Here is an 18,992-nt window from a genome sequence, read left to right as displayed (position 1 = left end):
TGCGGTCTGCCCTGGCGGGTGAGGAGCGGCGCGTGTCAGCTGCGGCGGGCCGTCAGCCACTGCGCGGACGGCAGCGGGCGGCCGACCAGGCGGATCTCGCCGATCCAGCCGTAGTAGCCGTCCGTGAGCACGGTGTCCCACCAGCCGGCGCCGACGATCCAGGGGTTGTTGACGCTCTGCGAGCGCGTGCCCGTCTCGGCGTTGGCGATGTTGCGCAGCACCGGCGCGCCGTCCAAGTACATCGTGGTCGTGCGCGTGGTCGGGTCGTTGACGAGGGCCACGTGGTACCAGGTGTTGCGGATCAGCTCGCCCGACCAGGCCGTCTGCGGGTACTGCGCGTTGCTGGCCGGCACGATCTCCCACTGCACTTCGCGCAGGCTGGAGATGGCGAACAGCACGCTGGAGGCTTCCGGGTCGCCGCCGCGGAAACCGCCCGGCACGTTGCCGCGCCGGCCGACGCGGCCGAGCAGGTTGGCCCAGCGGTGCTTGTTCGAATCCCAGTCGGCCGGCAGCTTGATGAAGGCCTCGATGGTGTAGCCGTTCCAGAAGCTGCGGTTGTTGATGGACGCGCCCACCTGGGTCAGGAAGGCGTTCAGGCGACCGACGGTCTTGTCGCTGTTGAGGACGCGCACGCTGCCCGGGGCCGACGACAGGTAGTGCTTGTCGGTGGACCAGACCACATCGCCCAGCTGCGCGGCGCCCACGGGCGCGGCGCGGTACATGTGCTGGCCCACGTGCTGGCCGCTGGTGGTGATGTTGGGCAGGGCCTCGCCCACGCGCACGACCTGGCCCTCGGCGATGCCGGCCGGTGCGCGCCAGTGGGCGTAGTTGTCCTCGCCCGCAATCAGCGGAAAGTCGTTGGCGTCCGCCGGCGGGCGCTGCACCGTGGGCGTGGGCTCCACGTAGCTGGCCAGGAGCTCGCTGCGCACGCGTGGCAGGATGGGCGTGCCCGTGGTGGCCAGCAGCGGGCGCCAGCGCAGGAAACCCGCGAAGCGCTTCTTGAAGTTGATGGGGATCGAGAAGCGCTGGTTGGCCGCGCTGAGCTCGGCGAAGTCGAACTGCGTCAGCGTGCTGGCGGGTTTGCCGACGACCCAGGGCGAGAACGACATCACGTCGATCTTGTTGGCGCTGAAATCCACCTCGTAGAGGCGCATCATGGCGTTGCCGCCCTGGTAGTCCATCTGGTAGTCCACCACCATCTGGTGCACCTCGTTGCCGAAGTTGTTGAACTTCTTGAGGTAGGCCGCGCCGTGGTGGTGGCCGTTCAGCGTCATGAAGATCTGGTCGTTGTCGCAGATCAGCTTGTCCCACAGCATCTGGCCGTAGTCCGTTTCGGCCGGCGTGATGCCGTCGGCAGCGATATTGAGCAGCTGGTGGTTGGACAGGATCACGGGCAGCGTCGGGTTGCGGCGCATCACGTCGCGGGCCCAGGCGATGGCGGCGTCGGAGACGCGCCAGGACATCGACAGCACCATGAACGGCACGCCATGGGCCGTGAACACGTGGCACTCGTGGAAGCCCGAGCTGTCACGCTCGCGGAAGCTGCTCTGGCGGGCCGCGCGGCTGGTCGGGAACCACTGCAGGTAGGGCTCGGCCGCCAGGTTGCGCTGGGCATCGGTGCCGAAGCCCTGGTCGCTCGGGCCGTGGTAGTCGTGGTCGGCCAGCACGTCGTGGTTGCCGGCCAGGATGGCGTAGGGGACGCTGGCGTTCTCCAGCTGCCGCATGGCCTCGTCGGCCACGCGCCATTGGTTGGGCTTGCCGACCTGGTCGACCACGTCGCCCAGGTGGATCACGAACGGGATGTTGTAGCGGCCCGCGTTGTTGGCGATCCAGCTGGTCTGCGCGGCGTAGGGCGTGGAACCGTAGCGGTTCTGGAATTGCTGGCCTTCATCGGTCGTCGCATAGCGCGAATAGAACTGCGTGTCGGGCAGCACGGCGATCGCGAAGCTTGTGGTGGCTGCGGTCGCGGCTTGCGCGGCCTGCAGAAAGCCGCCACCCACCGCCACGGCGGACAGGCCGGCCGCGCCGCGCAGCATGTTGCGGCGGTCGCTGGCGAAGGGGTGCGTTGGTGTTGTCGCGGCGTCCGGCTCGATGGCGTCGCGTGGTTCTTGGGTCATTGCACTGGAGCGGTTGTGGGCGCTTGCCCGGAGCCGCGCAGTGTCGGCAGTGCACGCGACAAGGCAGTGACACAGCACGACGTGTGCATGACATGTCGCCCCGCGTGGGGCCGCTTCGTCCGCACAGGTGCGGACGCGCCTACAGCGCGGCCGCTTCCTGCTCCAGCTGCGCCAGCCGGCGCGCGAGCCGGCCCACGAAGTTCTGCGTGAGCTGCGGCAGTGCGCGCTGGGCCGGCACCACGATGCCGACCTGCAGCTGGGCCAGCACCGGCAGCGCGAACGGCCGCCAGACCAGCTCGCCGCGGCGCAACTCGTCCAGCAGCGCGATCTTGGAGAAGGTCGTGATGCCCTTGCCGGCCATGACCAGGCGCTTGACCAAGGGTGTGGAGTTGCAGGTGGCGACCGGCTCCATGGCCTCCCAGAAGGCGGTGTACTCGGCCGACAGCGTGGGACCGAACACCGGCTGCGCGCCCGAACGGATGAAGGGGTGGCGCGCGCAGTCGCGCAGCGCCACCCGCTCGTGCGCCGCAAGCGGGTGGCCCGGCGGCATCACGACGCCCAGGGGCAGGTGCGCCAGGCTCACGGCCACTGCGCCCGCCGGCAGCCGCGTGACGAAGCTGATGCCCAGGTCGACCTGGCCCGACGCCACGAGCTGCGGCACCTCCATGGGCTGGGTCGAGACGATGGTGTAGGTGGCGGCGGGGAACAGCTGCGAGAACTCTTCCACCGCGGCGGGCAGCAGACCCTCGAAGCATGAATCCATCGCCGCCAGCTTCACATGGCCGCTGCGCTCGCCGCGCAGCGCGTCGAGTTCCGTGCGCAGCACCTGGTAGCCGTGCAGCGTCTCCTGCGCATGGCGCAGCAAGCGCTCGCCAGCGGGGTTCAGCCGCATGCCGCCGGGCAGGCGGTCGAACAGATCCGTGCCCAGCTCCTCTTCCAGGTTCAGGATCTGGCGGTTCACGGCGCTGGCCGCCACGTGCAGCCGCTCCGATGCCTTGCGCACCGAGCCGCTGCGCGCCACCTCGATGAAGTAGCTGAGGACGCTGGCGTGCATGGAAGGGTCAGCGCGGCGGCACGCCGCCCGCCCACTCCGTCCACTGGCTCACGATGTGGTCGACGACGCGCTCGCCCACGCGCGCGATGTTCTCCACCGTCTCGGCGAAGCCGCCGGCGGTCTCGCCGGGCGCCGGGTCCAGGTGCTGCAGCGTGGTCTCGCGCGGGTTGCCCTGGTCGAAGTTGACGGCGCCGCGCAGGCTCATGATGCGGTCCGTGCCGTGGGTGCGCTGGATCACCAGCGTGATGGCGGCCGCCTCCATCTCGGTGATCACGTAGTCGTCGGCGCCGTACAGCCTGGCGATGTACTGGGCCTGCTTCGACAGGCCGGGGCCGTGGAAGAAGGTGTCGCCCGTCATGTGCGTGCCCAGCCCCACCGAGGGTGCCTGCCGCGCGCGCGGCTCGGGGTAGCGCAGCCGGTAGGCGCGCGCGCTGTCCGAGTCCAAGAGCGGGGTCTTGGCCGACAGCTGCATGGCCCAGGCCTGCAAGGCCGGGTTGAGCCGGAAGCGGCGGTATTCCTCGTAGCCCTTGCGCGGCATGAAGGTCGGCGCGCCCGGCGTGTTCTCTTCGGGCGCCCAGCGGTGGCCGAGGTCGTAGTCCACGAGCCAGCTGCCCCAGAACACGTCGCCGATGGTGCCGCGCGAAGGCGGCGTGCCGGCCACGCCCGTGATCAGGTAGTAGGCCTGCGAGAAGTCGAAGCCCGGGTGCAGCAGGATGGCCTGCATCGAGGCCGAGGAGTTGACCTTGCCCATGCCCAGCACGGCACCGCAGACGCCGTCGCTGTTGCAGTACACGGGCGCGAGCGCGCCCGGCACGCGGACCGGCGTGGCGTTCCTCCAGTAGCGCTCGTACCAGTGCTGGAACTCGCCGGCGCGGTCGCCGGTGTTCTGACCGATCTCGAACATGGCGGCGACGAAGACCTTCACGCGCACGGGCGCGGCGGCCTGGGTCCGGGTCGGCGCCGCGCTGGCGGATGGCGTGGACGGTGGGGGGCTGGCACAGCCGGCCAGCAGAGCGGCGGCGGCCAGCCAGGCCAGGGTGGATCGCGGGGCACGCATGGGGTTCGCCTTGTGCTGTTGGGAATGGGGCCGCATCCTAGGCAAACGGGGTGCTGCTCTCAAGCGCCGATTTTCGTGCTAGCCGTGCGAAAAAAACGCACGCGCCGCAGAAACAGAAACGCCCCTCGGCGAGGGGCGTTCCTGGGAGAGAGGCCGCTCAGGCCGCCAGGGCGAGCGGAGCCTGCCGCAGCGGCAGCTTGGCGTGCATCCAGGCGCGGCGCAGCACGGCCGGCGACCAGCTTTCTTCCGGGATCAGCAGCCAGCGCTGGCGGCGCATGGCGGCACCCAGGTCGCTGCGGCTGGTCAGCACGCTGGCCGGGATGGCCAGCAGCAGCGGCAGACCGACCGGGATCAGCCAGACCAGGGCGCTCGGGTCGATCAGCGCGATGCCCACGGCCAGCAGCGCGATGATGCCGCTCATGGGCGCCAGGCTGCGGGCCGCATCGCGCCAGCGCAGGGCTTCGGCATCCCGCGGGGGCGACTTCCACTCCAGCTTCACGCCGGTCAGCGCGACCAGCACGAACAGCGAGTGGGCCAGCATGCGCACCGGCGACTGCAGCATGGCCAGCACGCTTTCCAGCGCGGCGCTCTTGATCAGGCCGGCAGTGCCGCCGTAGCGGCGCTGCTCGCCCTGGATCAGCACGGCGGCGATGCCCAAAAGGCGCGGCAGGAACAGCACGGCCAGCGTCCAGACCCACAGACCGATCAGCTCGGCCGGGATGGCCGACAGGGCCTGGCCGACGTTCGCCAGGCCGGTGGCCTGGGCATGGCCGGACAGCCACAGCGCGGTGCCCAGCGTCATGAAGGCCAGCCACAGCGGGGCCGACAGGTAGGACATCGCGCCCGTGATAAACATCGCGCGGTGCACGCCGGCGATGCCGGGTTCGGCCATCAGGCGGGCGTTCTGCAGGTTGCCCTGGCACCAGCGGCGGTCACGCTGCAGCTCGGACAGCAGGTCCGGCGGTTGCTGCTCGTAGCTGCCGACCAGGTCGGACACCAGCCACACGTGGAAACCGGCACGGCGCATCAGCGCAGCTTCGACGAAGTCGTGCGACAGGATGCCGCCCGACAGGCCGCCCGTGCCCTTGATCGGGGCCAGCGCGCAGTGTTCCATGAAGGGCTTGACGCGGATGATGGCGTTGTGGCCCCAGTAGTGGGATTCGCCCAGCTGCCAGTACTGCATGCCCAGCGTGAACAGACGGCCGGTCATGCGCGAGGCGAACTGCTGCGCACGGGCGTGCAGGGTCTGGTGGCCGATGGACTGGGTGGCGGTCTGGATGATGCCGGCGCGCGGGTGGGCTTCCATGAGCTTGACCATGGAGGTCAGGCAGTCGCCGCTCATGACGCTGTCGGCGTCCAGCACGACCATGTACTTGTAGTCCTTGCCCCAGCGGCGGCAGAAGTCGGCCACGTTGCCGGCCTTGCGGTGCGTGCGGCGGGTGCGCAGGCGGTAGTAGACCTCGATGGCCGGGGCACCATTGGCCTCGGCGGCCAGCACGGCGCGCAGGTCTTCCCAGGCGGCGCGCTCGGCGCGGCGCTTCTCGGGGTCGTTGCTGTCGGACAGCACGAACACGTCGAAGGCGCGGCCATGGCCCGTGGCCAGCACCGATTCGCAGGTGGCGCGCAGGCCGGCGAACACGGTGGCCACGTCCTCGTTGCAGATCGGCATGATGATGGCCGTGCGCGCGTCGGCGCCGGTGGGCATCGCGTGGTCGCGCACTTCCTTGACCGAGAGCGCGTGCTTGTCGCCGCGCAGCACGACGAAAAAGCCCATCAGCGCCGTGCCGAAGCCCGACACGATCCAGGCCGACAGCAGCGCGAACAGCGACAGCTGGCCAACTTCGAGCAGCAGGCTGTCGTAGTCGGGTTGCATGCTGGCGAACAGGGTGGTGGCCAGCGCGGTCGTGACCAGCACGATCAGCATGAGCGCCATGCGGCGGCGGCTGGCGGCCTGCTGCCAGGCTTCCGGTGCGGGCGCAGCGGCCTTGGCGGCAGCCGGGCGCATGCCGGGGACGGACATCAGCAGCGCCGTGCCCACGCTGTTCCAGAAGCCGCGCCAGGGGCGGGGCGTCATGGAGCCGCGGTTCACGGGCGGTGCGGTGACGGAATTGGGATGGCGTTCAGAGCGCAGCGGGCTGCGCTGTTTGTCCCAGGAGCGACCGACGATCTGCCGGCCAACGCGGACGATATTGGGTTGGTCCATGGTGTTCTCGCTGTGGGAGGAGTGGGGAGAGACAGAGCTCATATGCCTGTCCTAGTGCAAACCCCATGCCAGCGTAAAAACACCTTATGGATCAATGGGTTGGGTGCTTCTGTCGCGGTTTTCTTGGACTTGGCCGGAAAACGGCCCCCAGAACCCTGGTTTTTGTCGCCGAACAGCGACAAGCGCTGGTCGCAGTTCGGCGATCTCCAGGAAAAACAAGGACTTAGCCTTGTCGCGGTTCGGCGACGCCCTCGCCGGAAGCCGCAGAATCCCCTTTGAACAGCCCCGGCGTGAGCTCGTGCTTCTGCATCAGCCGGTAGAACTCCGTGCGGTTCCGGTCGGCCAGCCGGGCCGCATCGGCGGCGTTGCCGTCGGTCAGCTTCAAGAGGTTGATCAGGTACTCGCGCTCGAACTTGCGCTTGGCCTCGGCATAGGGCAGCACCTCGATGGCGGGCTGGCGCAGCGCGCGCTGCACCAGGGCCAGCGGCACCAGCGGCGTGGTCGACAGCGCACAGACCTGCTCGACCACGTTGTGCAGCTGGCGCACGTTGCCCGGCCAGGCGGCGGTGGTCAGCGCCTTGAGCGCCTCGGGCGCGAAGCCCGACAGGCGCTTGTGGTACTTGGCCGCCAGCAGCTGCAGGAAGTGCTGGGCCAGGAGCGCGATGTCCTCGCGCCGCTCGCCCAGCGGCGGCAGCGTGAGCGTGACCACGTTGAGCCGGTAGTAGAGGTCTTCGCGGAACTGGCCGGCCGCCATGGCCTGCTCCAGGTCGCGGTGCGTGGCCGAGAGGATGCGCACGTCCACCGGAATGGACTGGCTGGAGCCCAGCGGCCGCACGGCCCGCTCCTGCAACACGCGCAGCAGCTTGACCTGCAGCGCCAGCGGCATGTCGCCGATTTCGTCGAGCAGCAGCGTGCCGCCGTCGGCGGTCTGGAACAGGCCCTTGTGGTTGGTCACGGCGTCGGTGAAGGCGCCGCGCATGTGGCCGAACAGCTCGGACTCCAGCAGCGCCTCGGGGATGGCGCCGCAGTTCACGGCCACGAACGGCTTCTTGGCGCGCGCGCTGGCCTTGTGGATGGCGCGTGCCAGCAACTCCTTGCCGGTGCCGCTGTCGCCCAGCATCAGCACGCTGGCATCGGACTGGGCCACCATCTTGGCCTCGGCCAGCACCTCGGCCATGCGGGCCGAGCGGCTCACGATCTCGTCGCGCCAGCTCTCGTCGTGGCCGCCTTTGGGCACCACGGCGGCCGTGGGCGCCGACAGCGACAGCGCCTGCGCGATCTTGTCCAGCAGCGCCTTGCCGTCGAAGGGCTTGGTCAGGTAGGTGAAGACGCCGCGCGCCGTGGCCTCCACGGCGTCGGGAATGGTGCCGTGCGCGGTCAGCAGGATCACGGGCAAAGCCGGATGCCGGGCGCGCACGAGGTCGAACAGCGCCAGGCCGTCGCGGCCGGGCAGCTGCACGTCGGACAGCACCAGCTGCGGCTGCTCGATGTCCAGCTGGTTCAGCGCGGCTTCGGCCGAGCCCACCGCCGTGACGCGGTAGCCGGCGGCCGTGAGGCGCATGGACAAGAGGCGCAGCATGTCCGCGTCGTCGTCGACGACGAGGATGTTGGTGCGCGCCGGGGAGGAGTCGCTGCCGGGCATGTTCAGGGCTGCCCCGGCGGAGGGCGGTGGCCGTTCGGGGGGGGACGCGAGGTCAGACTGCGCTCGATGGCGCGCACGGCTTCGAGGCGCTCGGTCAGCTGGTCGATGCGGCGCTGCTGCTCGCGCAGCTGCTGGGCCTGGCGGTCCAGCGCTTCCTCCACACGGCGCTGCTCGGCATAGCGCGCCACCAGCATGCCGGCCAGCGGGTACAGGCCGCGCGCTTCCTCGCGCGGGTTGCCCAGCACGCGCTGGGCCAGACCCTGGGCGCGTACCAGGTCGGCCGGCACGCGCGTCTGCGCGAGCAGGATGGCCAACTGCATCTCCTCGGCCGGCTGGCGCTGCGCTTCGGGGATGTCGGACAGCCGCGTGACCTCCTGCGCCAGTTCGGCAGGCGCCATGCGGCGCACACGGTCGGCATACAACAGCAGACCCTGGGCCACGGTGCTGCTGTCGGTGCGCACGCCGCCAGGCTGCCCGCCCTGCACAGGCTGCGGCACGGCCGATGCCAACGGCGGCGCGGCGGTCGGGGGCGGCGCCGGTGCGACGGCGGGCGGCGGAGGCGGCGGCGCAGGCGGCGGTGCGGGCGGTGGCGCGACGCAGCCGGCCANNCAGCAGCGCCGCGGCCAGCGCGCACAGCAAGGGGGAAGACGCGCGGGCCGCGCGTGGTTCAGGGCACATGGGGTAATTCGATGCGGAAATGGGCGCCGGGCGTGCCGGACAACAGCGCCATCTTGCCACCGTGTGCGGCGATGTATTCGTGAACGATGGAAAGACCGATGCCCGTTCCTTTCACGGCGCCCTCGGGCTGGCGCTGGCCGCGGAAGAAGGGTTCGAAGATGCGCTCGCGGTCGGGCTCGGCCACGCCAGGGCCTTCGTCCTGCACGTCGATCTGCACGATCTGCGCGTGCTGCTGCAGCCGGATCAGGATGCGGCCGCGGGCCGGCGAGAAGCGGATCGCGTTGGACAGCAGGTTGGCCAGCACCGTGCCGATCTTCTCCGCGTCCACCCGCGTCGTGAGGCTCTCGCCCTCGACCTGCACCGTGAGCTGGTTCGCACGCCACTGCAGGCGTTGGGCGTCGACCTGGGCTTCGATGAGTTCCAGCAGATCCACGCGCTCGCGCTTGAGCTGGCGCGCCTCGAAAGCCGCGGCGTTGAAGCGCAGCAGCGCCTCGATCTGGCTCTGCAGCTGCATGGTGTTCTGGCGCAGGATGCCGGCGACCTCGCGCTGGCTGTCGTTGAGCTCGCCGGCCACGCCTTCTTCGAGCAGCGAGACGCCCTCGCGCAGCGCGGCCAGCGGGGTCTTGAGCTCGTGCGAAATGTGACGCAGGAAGCGCGCCTTGTCGGCATCCAGCTCGGACAGGCGCAGCCGCAGCCAGTCCAGTTGCTGGCCGATGCGGTGCACGTCGGACGGGCCCTGGATCTCGATCGCCTGGTCCAGCCGGTTCTCGCCCAGGCCCACGATGGCGCGCTCCACGCGCTTGAGCGGGCGCGCCAGCCACAGGCCCAGTGCGATGGCCAGCAGCACGGCCAGCACCACCATGCCGATCACCTGCTGTGTGATCTGCATGCGGCTGGTGTCCAGCTCGGCGTTGAGCGCCTGGCGCCGCTGCTCGATGGCGGCCTGCATCTGCTGCGCGAGCGTGACGTTGAGCACGTCGAGTTCGCGGAACTCGGCCGCGACGGCGCGCTCGCGGTCCAGCGCGGTTTCGGCCGGGCCCTCCATGAGCTGCGCGATGCGGGCCATCTGGCCCCGCCAGCGCGCGGCCAGGGCCGGCGGCAGGTCGGCCGGCTGCAGGCCGTCCACCAGTCCCTGGGCCTCGCGCGCGCTGTCGGCGAAGCGCTTGCGCAGCAGCGCGTCGTTGAGGATCAGCGACTGGCGCGCGGCGCGCTCTGCCGTGGCGCTGCGCTCGCTGAGCGCCTGCGCCACGCCGTTCAACTGCAGCGTGCGGGCCGAAAAACCCAGGCTGCGCTGCATCAGCACGTCGAAGGTGAAGACCGCGCGCACGGCCACGCCGCCCAGCAGCGCGGCGATCAGCAGAAAGGCCAGCAGCAGCAGCTGGCGGAAGGACAGGCGTTTGCGCGTCACGCGGCCGACGCGGTTTCGCGCGTGCAGACCTCGCCGCGCAGCGAGTACGACATGGCCTCGGTCACGCGCACCTCCACCATCTGGCCGACCAGGCGGTCCGGACCGGGGAAGTTGACGACGCGGTTGCACTCGGTGCGGCCCATGAGCTCGGGCTGGCCCGCATGGCTGCGCTTGGAAGGGCCTTCGACCAGGATGGTCTGCACCGTGCCCACGCGGCGCGCGGCGATGGCGCGCACGTTGGCGTCGATCACGCCTTGCAGGTGCTGCAGGCGCTTCAACTTGACATCGTGCGGCGTGTCGTCGTGCAGGTTGGCGGCCGGCGTGCCGGGGCGCGGGCTGAAGATGAAGGAGAAGCTGTTGTCGAAGCCGATGTCGTCGATGAGCTTCATCATCTTGCCGAAGTCCTCCTCGGTCTCGCCCGGGAAGCCGACGATGAAGTCGCTGCTCATGGCCATGTCGGGCCGGATCGCGCGCAGCTTGCGCACGGTGGACTTGTACTCCATGGCCGTGTAGCCGCGCTTCATGGCCATCAGGATGCGGTCCGAGCCGTGCTGCACGGGCAGGTGCAGGTGGCTCACGAGCTTGGGCACGCGTGCGTAGGCCTCGATCAGCCGCGGCGTGAACTCGTTGGGGTGGCTGGTGGTGTAGCGGATGCGCTCGACGCCGGGGATCTCGGCCACGGTTTCGAGCAGCAGCGCGAAGTCGGCGATCTCGCTGGTCTCGCCCATGCGGCCGCGGTAGGCGTTGACGTTCTGGCCCAAGAGCGTGACCTCCTTGACGCCCTGGTCCGCCAGGCCGGCGATTTCCACGAGCACGTCTTCGAACGGGCGCGAGACCTCCTCGCCGCGCGTGTAGGGCACGACGCAGTAGCTGCAGTACTTGGAGCAGCCCTCCATGATGGAGACGAAGGCCGTGGCGCCTTCCACGCGTGCGGGCGGCAGGTGGTCGAACTTCTCGATCTCGGGAAAGCTGATGTCCACCTGCGGCTCGTCCTGGCGGCGGCGCTGGGCCAGCAGCTCGGGCAGGCGGTGCAGGGTCTGCGGGCCGAACACCACGTCCACGAAGGGCGCGCGCGCGATGATGGCCTCGCCCTCCTGGCTGGCGACGCAGCCGCCCACACCGATCTGCACACCCTTCTTCTTGAGGTGCTTGACGCGGCCGAGGTCGGAGAAGACCTTCTCCTGCGCCTTCTCGCGCACCGAGCAGGTGTTGAACAGAATCAGGTCGGCCTCGTCCACGTCCTGCGTGGGCTCGTAGCCCTCGGCGGCATGCAGCACGTCGGCCATCTTGTCCGAGTCGTACTCGTTCATCTGGCAGCCGAAGGTTTTGATGAAGACTTTTTTCGTCATGGCGGTCTCGCGGGGCAGTGCAGGACGGGCGGCGCGGGCCGCTCCGTTCGAATGGGTTCGAGGGGACGGGTTTATTGCCCGTACTTGGGCAACAGGTGGAACGGCGTCTTGCCGTCGTCCCGGGGCCGGGTGTCCTCTTCGGACGCGAACAGGAAGTTGCGCTCGCGCGTGGCGCTGTTGCGCTTGAGCGCGGCCTCCTGCTGGTTCAGCAGCCAGACCTGGTGGACCATGCCGTTTGGCTCGCGCGTGTAGTTCACCACCAGGCGCTCGCCGACGATGCCGGCCGACATCACGAGCTCGTTGCGCACGCCCAGGATGCGGGCGCCGGGCGAGAGCCGGTCGGCCTTGCCGTCCAGCAGGATCTCGGGCGGCTGGGTGACCTGGAAGGTGCCGCGCAGGGCGGCGGCGGGGAATTCGCGCACCTGGGCCTGGGCGGCGGTGGCAGCGAGCAACGTGGTGAGCAGGGCGATCGTGGTGTGGCAGCGGTTCATGGTGTTCATCCAGAGGCTGGGGGCGCGATTTTAGAAGCCCCCTCGCGGCTGGCCGCCAAGGCCCGTTCGATCGCGGTTTGCAAATGCTCGGCCACCACCTTGACCACCGGCCCCAAGGGGCGTGTCGCATCCACCGCGATGGCGATGGTCTGGGGCTCGGCGCCCTTGTCGCGCACGGGCACGAAGCGCAGCAGGCCCTGCGCCAGTTCGGGCGCGGCATCGAGCTCGGACGTGAACACCACGTAGCGCCCGCCCAGGGCCAGCTGCTTGACCAGTTGCAGCGAGTTGCTCTCGAAGCGACCGCGGGTGGGGTCGAACAGCCAGCCGTATTGCGCGTCCAGGTAGCGCCGGATCGCCAGTGCGCGGCTCTGCAGAGCCACCGGGTAGGCCGCCGCCTCCTGCAGGCTGACCGAGCGCGCAGCGGCCAGCGGATGGTTCGGCGCCACCACGCAGCCGAACGGCAGCTCGGCGCGCCACAGCGGCAGCACCTCGCGCCGTGGCGGCAGGTTGAACACGGCGGCGATGTCCGCCGTGCCGGCCATCAGGGCGCCCAGCGCTTCGTCGGTGCTGCCCAGGTTGACCGAGAGCGAGATCAGAGGGTGGTCGCTGCCCAGCGCGGCCACCAGCGCGGGCAGCACGCTGGTGGAATGGCTGTCCATGGCGTGCAGCGTCACATGGCCCTGGTGCTGCCCCTGGAAGCGCCGGATCTCGCTCGCCAGCCGCCGTTCGTCCTGGCGCCAGCGGCGCGCCAGCGTGACCACGGCGTCGCCGGCTACGGTCAACCGCATGCCGCGCGGCAGGCGTTCGAACAGCGGCGCGCCGAGCTGCTCCTCCAGCTGCAGGATCTGCCGGTGGATGGCCGAGGCCGCCACGTGCAGTTCCTTGGCGGCGGCCTGGATCGAGCCGGAGCGCGCCACCTGGTCCAGGTAGCGCAGGTTGGGCGGGACGAGGGACTGCGGCATGGCCGCCGAGCATACGCATTTTGCGCATGCAAGCGTGCTGAATCGGTGATGGACGGCAATGCTGGATGTTTCCTACGATGGCCGCCATGCCTGCCGTTTCCGACACCGCCGTCCGCCCCACGCTGGCGCAGCTCAACGCAGCGGATGCGTCCGTGTTCTGCAGCCTGCTGGGCGATGTGTTCGAGCATGCGCCCTGGGTGGCCGCGGCCATCGTCGACCAGCGTCCCTTCGCGACTGCGGACGCCTTGCACCGCGCCATGCTGGCGGCCGTGGCGGCGCGCGCGGAAGATGCGCGCGTGGCGCTGTTCAACGGCCATCCCGAACTGGCCGGTGCGGCGGCGCGCCTGGGCCACATGACCGCCGACTCGGTGCGCGAGCAGGGCGGCTTGGCCCTGGATGCGCTGAGCCCGCAGGACAGCGCACGCTGGGATGCGCTCAACGCGGCTTACCGCGCGCGCTTCGGCTTTCCGTTCATCCTGTGCATCAAGCGGCACACGCGGGCGTCGGCGCTGGCGGCCTTCGCGCAGCGGCTGGCCAACGACCGCGGTACCGAACTGGCCAACACGCTGGTGGAGATCGGCCGCATCACGCGGCTGCGGCTGGCCGAGCGCATCGCGGACCATGGGCTGAACGGGCTGCACGGCAGCCTGGCCGTGCAGGCGCGGGACCGCCAGCGCGGCCGTCCCGCCGAGGGCCTGCACCTGGCGCTGCACGATGCCGATGGCGCGCTGCTGGCTGCGTCCGTGGAAAACGGCGCCGGCGTGGCGCTGATGACCGGCGCCCCGCTGCGCATGGGCCGTTATGAGTTGCGCGTGGCCCTCGGCGACTACCTGCGGCGACACGGTGACGCGGCCGAGCTGCCGGATGTGGTGCCGATCGCCTTTGCCATCGATGCGCCCGAGGCCGCCTACCGGCTCGCGCTGTCCGTCGCGCCCTGGTCCTACAGCCTGGCCTGCGAGCGCGAAGGCTGATCAGCAGCAGGCTGCCGCGTGCGGCACGTCCTGCCGGGCACCGCGCCGGGCGGACCACAGCACCAGCAGCAGCGCCAGCACCGCCACGGCGGCGCCCGCGAACATCACTGCCGCATAGCCCAGGCCTGCGCTCAGCACGGCCGCGCCCATGGCGGCACCCAGCGCGTTGCCCAGGTTGAACGCACCGATGTTCACGGCCGAGGCCAGGCCGGGCGCGCCGGCCGCCGCGCGCATCACACGCATCTGGATGGGCGGCACCACGGCGAACGCACCGATGCCCCAGACCAGCACGCCCAGCGCCGCGCCGACGTTCGTCTGCGCCAGCCAGGGGAAGGCCAGCATGCTGGCCGCGATCAGCGCCAGGAAACCGACCAGCGTCTTGTCCACCGAGCGGTCGGCGAACCGGCCGCCCAGGCTGTTGCCGACCGTGAAGCCGACGCCGGCCAGCGCGAGCAGCCCCGTGATGAGCGCCGGCGAGGCCGCGTTGAAGGTCTTGAGCGCGGGCGAGATGTAGGTGTAGAGCGAGAACATGGCGGCCGAACTCAGCACCGTGGTCAGCATGGCCAGCAGCACCACGGGCCGCGTGAGCACCTTGAGTTCGGCCCGCACGTCGGTGCGCGCGCGCACCGCAGCGTCGCGCGGCAGCGCCAGGCGCAGCGCCACCATGGCCAGCACGCCCAGCACCGCGATGGCGGCGAAGGACTGGCGCCAGCCCCAGCTGTCGGACAGCCAGGTGGCGGCCGGCACGCCGCCGATGTTGGCCAGCGTGAGGCCCATGAACATGGTGGCGACCGCGCTGGCCTGCTTGTTCGCTGGCACCAGGCTGGCCGCGACCACGGCGCCGATGCCGAAGAAGGCGCCGTGCGTGAGGCTGGTCACCACGCGCGCGACCATCAGGCTGGCATAGCCCGGCGCCAGCGCCGACAGCAGGTTGCCCAGCGTGAAGATGGCCATCAGCACCATCAAGGCCTTGCGCCGCGACCAGTGGCCCAGCAGCAGCGTCATGAAGGGCGCGCCCAGCGTCACGCCGATGGCATAGGCCGAGACCAGCAGGCCGGCGGACGGGATGGACACGTCCACGCCCTCGGCGATGGACGACAGCATGCCCATGGGCCCGAATTCGGTCGTGCCGATGCCGAAGGAGCCGATGGCCAGGGCCAGCAGCGGGCCCGTGGCGCTGCGGGGCGGGTGCCCGGCCGTGGCCGGCGCAATGGAGGTGGTGGTGTGCATGGCGGTGGCGTGGTGTGTCTAGGGTTAACCCGAGGTTGGCGATTGTGGCGAGGCAGACCTTTCCAGTAAACGGCAGAATTTCGAAAATACTTTTGCTTCAGATGGGAATATGAAGATCACGCTCGAAGAGGTCGCCGTGTTCCTGGCCGTGGTCGACACAGGTTCGCTGACGGCCGCAGCCGAGCACCTGGGCCAGCCGGTCTCGACCACCAGTCGGCTGCTGGCGCGGCTGGAGGAGAAGCTGCAGACCACTTTGCTGCGCCGGACCACCCGGCGGCTGGATCTGACCGACGAGGGCTGCAATTTCGTGCACGACGCGCGCCAGATCGTCGAGTCGGTGCGTGTGGCCGAAGACCGCCTCATGGAACGGCGCGGGCGGCTGTCCGGGCCGCTGCACATCGATGCGTCCTCGCCCTTCATGCTGCATGTGCTGGTGCCGCTGCTGCCGGGCTACCGCGCGCTGCATCCGGGCGTGGACCTGGTGCTGCACAACAACGAGGGCTTCATCGACCTGCTGGAGCGGCGGGTGGACCTGGCTATCCGCATCGGCGAGCTCAAGGACTCGACCCTGCACAGCCGCCTGCTGGGCCAGTGCCGCAACCGGCTCGTGGCCAGTCCCGCCTACCTGGCCCGGCGCGGCACGCCGGCGGATGCCGAGGCGCTGCTGTCGCACGAACTGCTGGGCTTCAGCCAGCCCGAGGTGCTGAATCTGTGGCCCGTGCAGCGCGCCGATGGCAGCGTGGTGCGCATCCAGCCCACGCTGCTGTCGTCCAGCGGCGAAACGCAGCGCCAGATGGCGATCGCCGGCATGGGCATCACCTACCTGGCCGACTTCATGACCGCACGCGATGTCGCCGAAGGACGGCTGGTGGAGGTGTTGCCGCAGGCCACGCTGGACAAGCCGCGGCCGGTGCATGCGGTCTACCACCAGCAGTCGGCCGTGTCGGTGCGCATCGCCTCGATGGTGAACTACCTGGCGCAGGCCATGCAGGCGCCGGAAGCCGAATGGGCGGCCTATGTGCCGCCGGTGGCGTCTAAGATCGCCGGCCTCATGGAGGCCGTGCGTTGACATTCCCCCTCGAAGCCATTCGCCGCTGGCTGGTGCAACTGCCGGCCTACGGTCTGAACGGTATCGGCACGGCGCTGGGCGTGCTGCTCGTGCAGCTGTTGGCCGCTGCGCTGGGTGGCCTGCCGGCCTCGCTGCTGGCCTCCAGCGGTGCCATCTACGCCAGCCTGGCCGACACGCCGAATCCGCCGCACCGGACCTGGCGCCGCGTCGCGATGGCCGCGGCCGTGGGCCTGGTGTCCAGCGTGCTGGTCACGGCCCTGCGCGGGCATGCGGTGGTGCTCGGCGCTCTCGTCGCGCTGCTGGCCTTCGGCGCCAGCATGCTGCTGGCCTGGGGCCCCCGCGCCGGGCCGATCTCCTTCGTGCCGGTGCTGGCCATCGTGTTCACCATGGCCGGCCCGGCGCCGGGCTCCTGGCAGGTCCAGATCGAACATGCGCTGTGGACGGCGTTCGGCAGCCTGGTCTACCTGGGCTGGGCCGTTCTCGCTTCGCGCTGGCTGCAGCCGCGCTACCGCGCGCTGGCGCTGGCGGCCGTGGTCGAGGGCACGGCCGCGCTGCTGCGCTCGCGCGCGGCCATGCTCTCGGCCGGCCCGCGCGAGATCGCGGGCGCGCTGCCGCTGCAGGACTGGATGCAGCGGCAGGTGGGCCTGGACGAGCGGCTGCAGCCTGCGCGCGACCTGCTGTTCCCGGCCACCGAGGCACCTGGTGCGCAGCGCCAGATCGCGATCCTGCTGCACGCCATCGCGCTGCGCGACACGCTGCTGGGCAGCGAGCTCGACCTGGACCTGCTCGGCGAGGATGCCGCGGCCGAGCGCTTGCGCCTGGCGCTGGCCGCGCGCATCGCGGCCACGGCCGACGCACTGCACTGGCTGGCCCAGGCCGTGCAATGGGACCGGCCCATGGCCGCTGCGCCGGTGGGCGACCAGGGGCTGCCGGCCGCACTAGCCGCCTTCGGCGACGATCCGCGCCGCAGCGCGCTGGCGGCCGCCCTGGGCGAACGGGCCCAGCACATCGCCGACGACCTCGAGCGCATGCTGCAGACCTGGCGCGGCCAGGCCCAGCCCGTGCCGCTGAGTGCTGCCGAACTGCAGTTCTTCGTCTCGCCCGAGGGCTGGCCGCTGGCCGCGCTGGCGCCGCACCGGCGGCTGTCCTCGCCCATCCTGCGCCAGGCCCTGCGCAGCGCCGCGGCGCTGGGCACGGCGTATTTCCTGGCGCTGGCATTGCCCTGGGCCTCGCATCCGCACTGGCTGGTGCTCAGCGTGGCCGTGGTGCTGCGCGGCAACCTGGACCAGACCCTGGCCCGGCGCGACGCGCGCGTGGCCGGCACCGTGCTGGGCTGCCTGCTGGTGCTGTTGTTCGCCTGGCTGGGCCAGACTTGGCTGTCGGGCGCGGTGTTCGTGCTGGCCGTGGGCGTGGCCCACGCCTTCGTCAACGTGCGCTACCTCGTGACGGCCACCGCCGCGACCATGATGGCGCTGCTGCAGGCCCACATGGCGCACCCGGCCGGCGGCTTCGCCATCGGCGAGCGGCTGGCCGACACGGTGCTGGGCGCGCTGCTGGCCTGGGCCTTCTGCTACGTGCTGCCGGCCTGGGAGCGGCGCAGTCTCGCGCGGCTGGTGGCGCGCGTGCAGGAGGCGGCGCGCGTGCTCGCGGCCGAGGCGCTGCGCTGGCCCGAGGCCGGCCGTTCCGACCTCGCGCTGCGGCTGGCGCGGCGCGAGTTCTACGAAGCCATCGGCTCCATCGCCGCGAGCGCCCAGCGCAGCGCTGCCGAGCCCAGTCGTGTGCAGCTGCCGGTGCCGGCCATGGCCACGCTGCTCACGCGCTGCCATGTGCTGCTGGCGCAGCTGTCGGCCGTGCGGACCATGCTGGAGCGCAGGCGCGAGCGGCTCGACGAGCCCTCGGCACGCCAGGCCCTGGTGGCGGCGCAGGCCGAGGTGGCCGGGGTGCTGGCCGGCACCGTGGAAGCCGGCGTGGGCCACCTTGCCGGTGCGGGCCTGGACTGGCCCGACCCGCAGGCGCCGCTGCTGCCCTGGCTGCAGCGCCGGCTGCAGCTCGTCGTGCAGGGGGCGCGCGGCGTGCGGCAAGCCGCCACCGCCGTGCAGGCGGCCGGCGCGCGCCGCTGAGGCATCAGGCCACGATCAGGCGGCCGGCAGCCCCAGCAGTTCGCGGTAATCGCGCGCCGTCTGCGGCGAAACGGTGTCCAGCGCCTGCTGCCAGGCGGTCTGGTGGCGCATGACCAGGCGCGCATCGGCCACGGCCTTGGAGCGGCAGAACCAATGGCAGGTGTGCTGCATGAGCAGGAGCTCGGCCATCATGCGGCGCGCCAGTTGCTTGTCGCTGAGGTTCGCGCTGTTGGCGGCGACGTCGGCGATGCCGCGCGCATGGATCTTGAACGCCTCGCGCACGTCGAACATGCGGTAGCGCGGCAGCAGCTGCTGGGCCCAGGGGATCCACATCGGCAGCTTGCTGACCTGGGCCTGCGGTGCCGGCATGCCGGCCACGTCGGCCGCGAAGCGCTGGAACTGGCCGGCCAGCCCTTGCTCGGTGCCCGCCAGCACGCCGCGGATCTGCAGCGCGCGTTCGGCATCGGCCTCGCCGAGCCAGCGCAGGTAGCCATCGATCAGCGCTTCCATCTGCTGCTCGATCTGGTAGGGACGCAGGTACTGCGCAAGCAGGGCCACGCGGGCCTGCTGTTCGCGCGTCTTGCGCACCTGTGCGGCCACGGCCAGCACGGCCAGCAGCAGCAGGAGTTCGGTCATGGGCG

Annotated in this window: 15 protein-coding genes; 3 read left to right on the top strand and 12 right to left on the bottom strand. The window is 70.7% G+C overall.

Annotated features, from left to right (window positions below):
- Nucleotides 1-35 precede the first annotated feature (35 nt).
- From IE209_RS06865 to IE209_RS06820, 10 genes are all read right to left on the bottom strand, one after another.
- Complete coding sequence (locus IE209_RS06865; RefSeq protein WP_189686213.1) at nt 36-2,117, bottom strand: LamG-like jellyroll fold domain-containing protein; 2,082 nt, start codon at nt 2,115-2,117, stop codon at nt 36-38.
- A 139-nt stretch (nt 2,118-2,256) separates the two neighbouring features.
- A complete protein-coding gene (locus IE209_RS06860) occupies nt 2,257-3,171 on the bottom strand; it encodes a LysR family transcriptional regulator (protein WP_189686212.1) in 915 nt (304 codons plus the stop codon).
- Nucleotides 3,172-3,178: 7 nt separating this feature from the next.
- A complete protein-coding gene (locus IE209_RS06855; RefSeq protein WP_189686211.1) occupies nt 3,179-4,228 on the bottom strand; it encodes a purine-nucleoside phosphorylase in 1,050 nt (349 codons plus the stop codon).
- Between the two features lie 157 nt (nt 4,229-4,385).
- Nucleotides 4,386-6,431, bottom strand: coding sequence for a glucans biosynthesis glucosyltransferase MdoH (gene mdoH, locus IE209_RS06850; RefSeq protein ID WP_189686210.1), 2,046 nt, complete (start codon nt 6,429-6,431; stop codon nt 4,386-4,388).
- 223 nt (nt 6,432-6,654) lie between these two features.
- The gene (locus IE209_RS06845; RefSeq protein ID WP_189686209.1) at nt 6,655-8,073 is read right to left on the bottom strand and encodes a sigma 54-interacting transcriptional regulator; all 1,419 of its coding nucleotides are present in this window, start codon (nt 8,071-8,073) and stop codon (nt 6,655-6,657) included.
- Nucleotides 8,074-8,075: 2 nt separating this feature from the next.
- Nucleotides 8,076-8,570, bottom strand: a complete 495-nt coding sequence (locus tag IE209_RS06840; protein ID WP_189686208.1) for a hypothetical protein — start codon at nt 8,568-8,570, stop codon at nt 8,076-8,078.
- 170 nt (nt 8,571-8,740) lie between these two features.
- On the bottom strand, nt 8,741-10,159 hold the full coding sequence (locus IE209_RS06835; protein ID WP_189686207.1) for a HAMP domain-containing sensor histidine kinase: 1,419 nt from the start codon (nt 10,157-10,159) through the stop codon (nt 8,741-8,743).
- The gene (miaB, locus tag IE209_RS06830; protein WP_189686206.1) at nt 10,156-11,508 is read right to left on the bottom strand and encodes a tRNA (N6-isopentenyl adenosine(37)-C2)-methylthiotransferase MiaB; all 1,353 of its coding nucleotides are present in this window, start codon (nt 11,506-11,508) and stop codon (nt 10,156-10,158) included. Before miaB ends, IE209_RS06835 begins: the two co-directional genes overlap by 4 nt.
- Before the next feature lie 71 nt (nt 11,509-11,579).
- On the bottom strand, nt 11,580-11,999 hold the full coding sequence (locus IE209_RS06825; protein WP_189686205.1) for a hypothetical protein: 420 nt from the start codon (nt 11,997-11,999) through the stop codon (nt 11,580-11,582).
- A gap of 5 nt (nt 12,000-12,004) precedes the next feature.
- Entirely contained in the window at nt 12,005-12,961 is a 957-nt protein-coding gene (locus tag IE209_RS06820) for a LysR family transcriptional regulator (RefSeq protein ID WP_189686204.1), read from the bottom strand.
- 86 nt (nt 12,962-13,047) lie between these two features.
- Here IE209_RS06820 and uraD point away from each other — a divergent pair, with 86 nt between their 5' ends.
- Nucleotides 13,048-13,932 carry a 2-oxo-4-hydroxy-4-carboxy-5-ureidoimidazoline decarboxylase gene (gene uraD / locus IE209_RS06815; protein WP_189686203.1) on the top strand — a complete coding sequence of 295 codons (885 nt, stop codon included), beginning with the start codon at nt 13,048-13,050 and terminating at the stop codon, nt 13,930-13,932.
- On the opposite strand, the gene IE209_RS06810 is transcribed toward uraD, so the two are convergent.
- Nucleotides 13,933-15,162, bottom strand: coding sequence for an MFS transporter (locus tag IE209_RS06810; RefSeq protein ID WP_189686202.1), 1,230 nt, complete (start codon nt 15,160-15,162; stop codon nt 13,933-13,935).
- Between the two features lie 109 nt (nt 15,163-15,271).
- Between IE209_RS06810 and IE209_RS06805 the strand changes: the two genes are divergently transcribed.
- Together IE209_RS06805 and IE209_RS06800 are read left to right on the top strand one after the other, a co-directional pair.
- A complete protein-coding gene (locus IE209_RS06805; RefSeq protein ID WP_189686201.1) occupies nt 15,272-16,231 on the top strand; it encodes a LysR family transcriptional regulator in 960 nt (319 codons plus the stop codon).
- On the top strand, nt 16,228-18,351 hold the full coding sequence (locus IE209_RS06800) for an FUSC family protein (protein WP_189686200.1): 2,124 nt from the start codon (nt 16,228-16,230) through the stop codon (nt 18,349-18,351). Before IE209_RS06805 ends, IE209_RS06800 begins: the two co-directional genes overlap by 4 nt.
- Nucleotides 18,352-18,366: 15 nt before the next feature.
- On the opposite strand, the gene IE209_RS06795 is transcribed toward IE209_RS06800, so the two are convergent.
- Nucleotides 18,367-18,987: a hypothetical protein gene (locus tag IE209_RS06795; RefSeq protein ID WP_189686199.1), complete on the bottom strand. Its 621-nt coding sequence runs from the start codon at nt 18,985-18,987 to the stop codon at nt 18,367-18,369.
- Nucleotides 18,988-18,992 lie beyond the last annotated feature (5 nt).

Source organism: Pseudorhodoferax aquiterrae (genome assembly GCF_014652235.1).
Lineage (GTDB): Bacteria > Pseudomonadota > Gammaproteobacteria > Burkholderiales > Burkholderiaceae_C > Pseudorhodoferax > Pseudorhodoferax aquiterrae.
The sequence above is the reverse complement of the archived record's forward strand: the minus strand, read 5'-3'. Positions and strand labels throughout refer to the sequence as shown.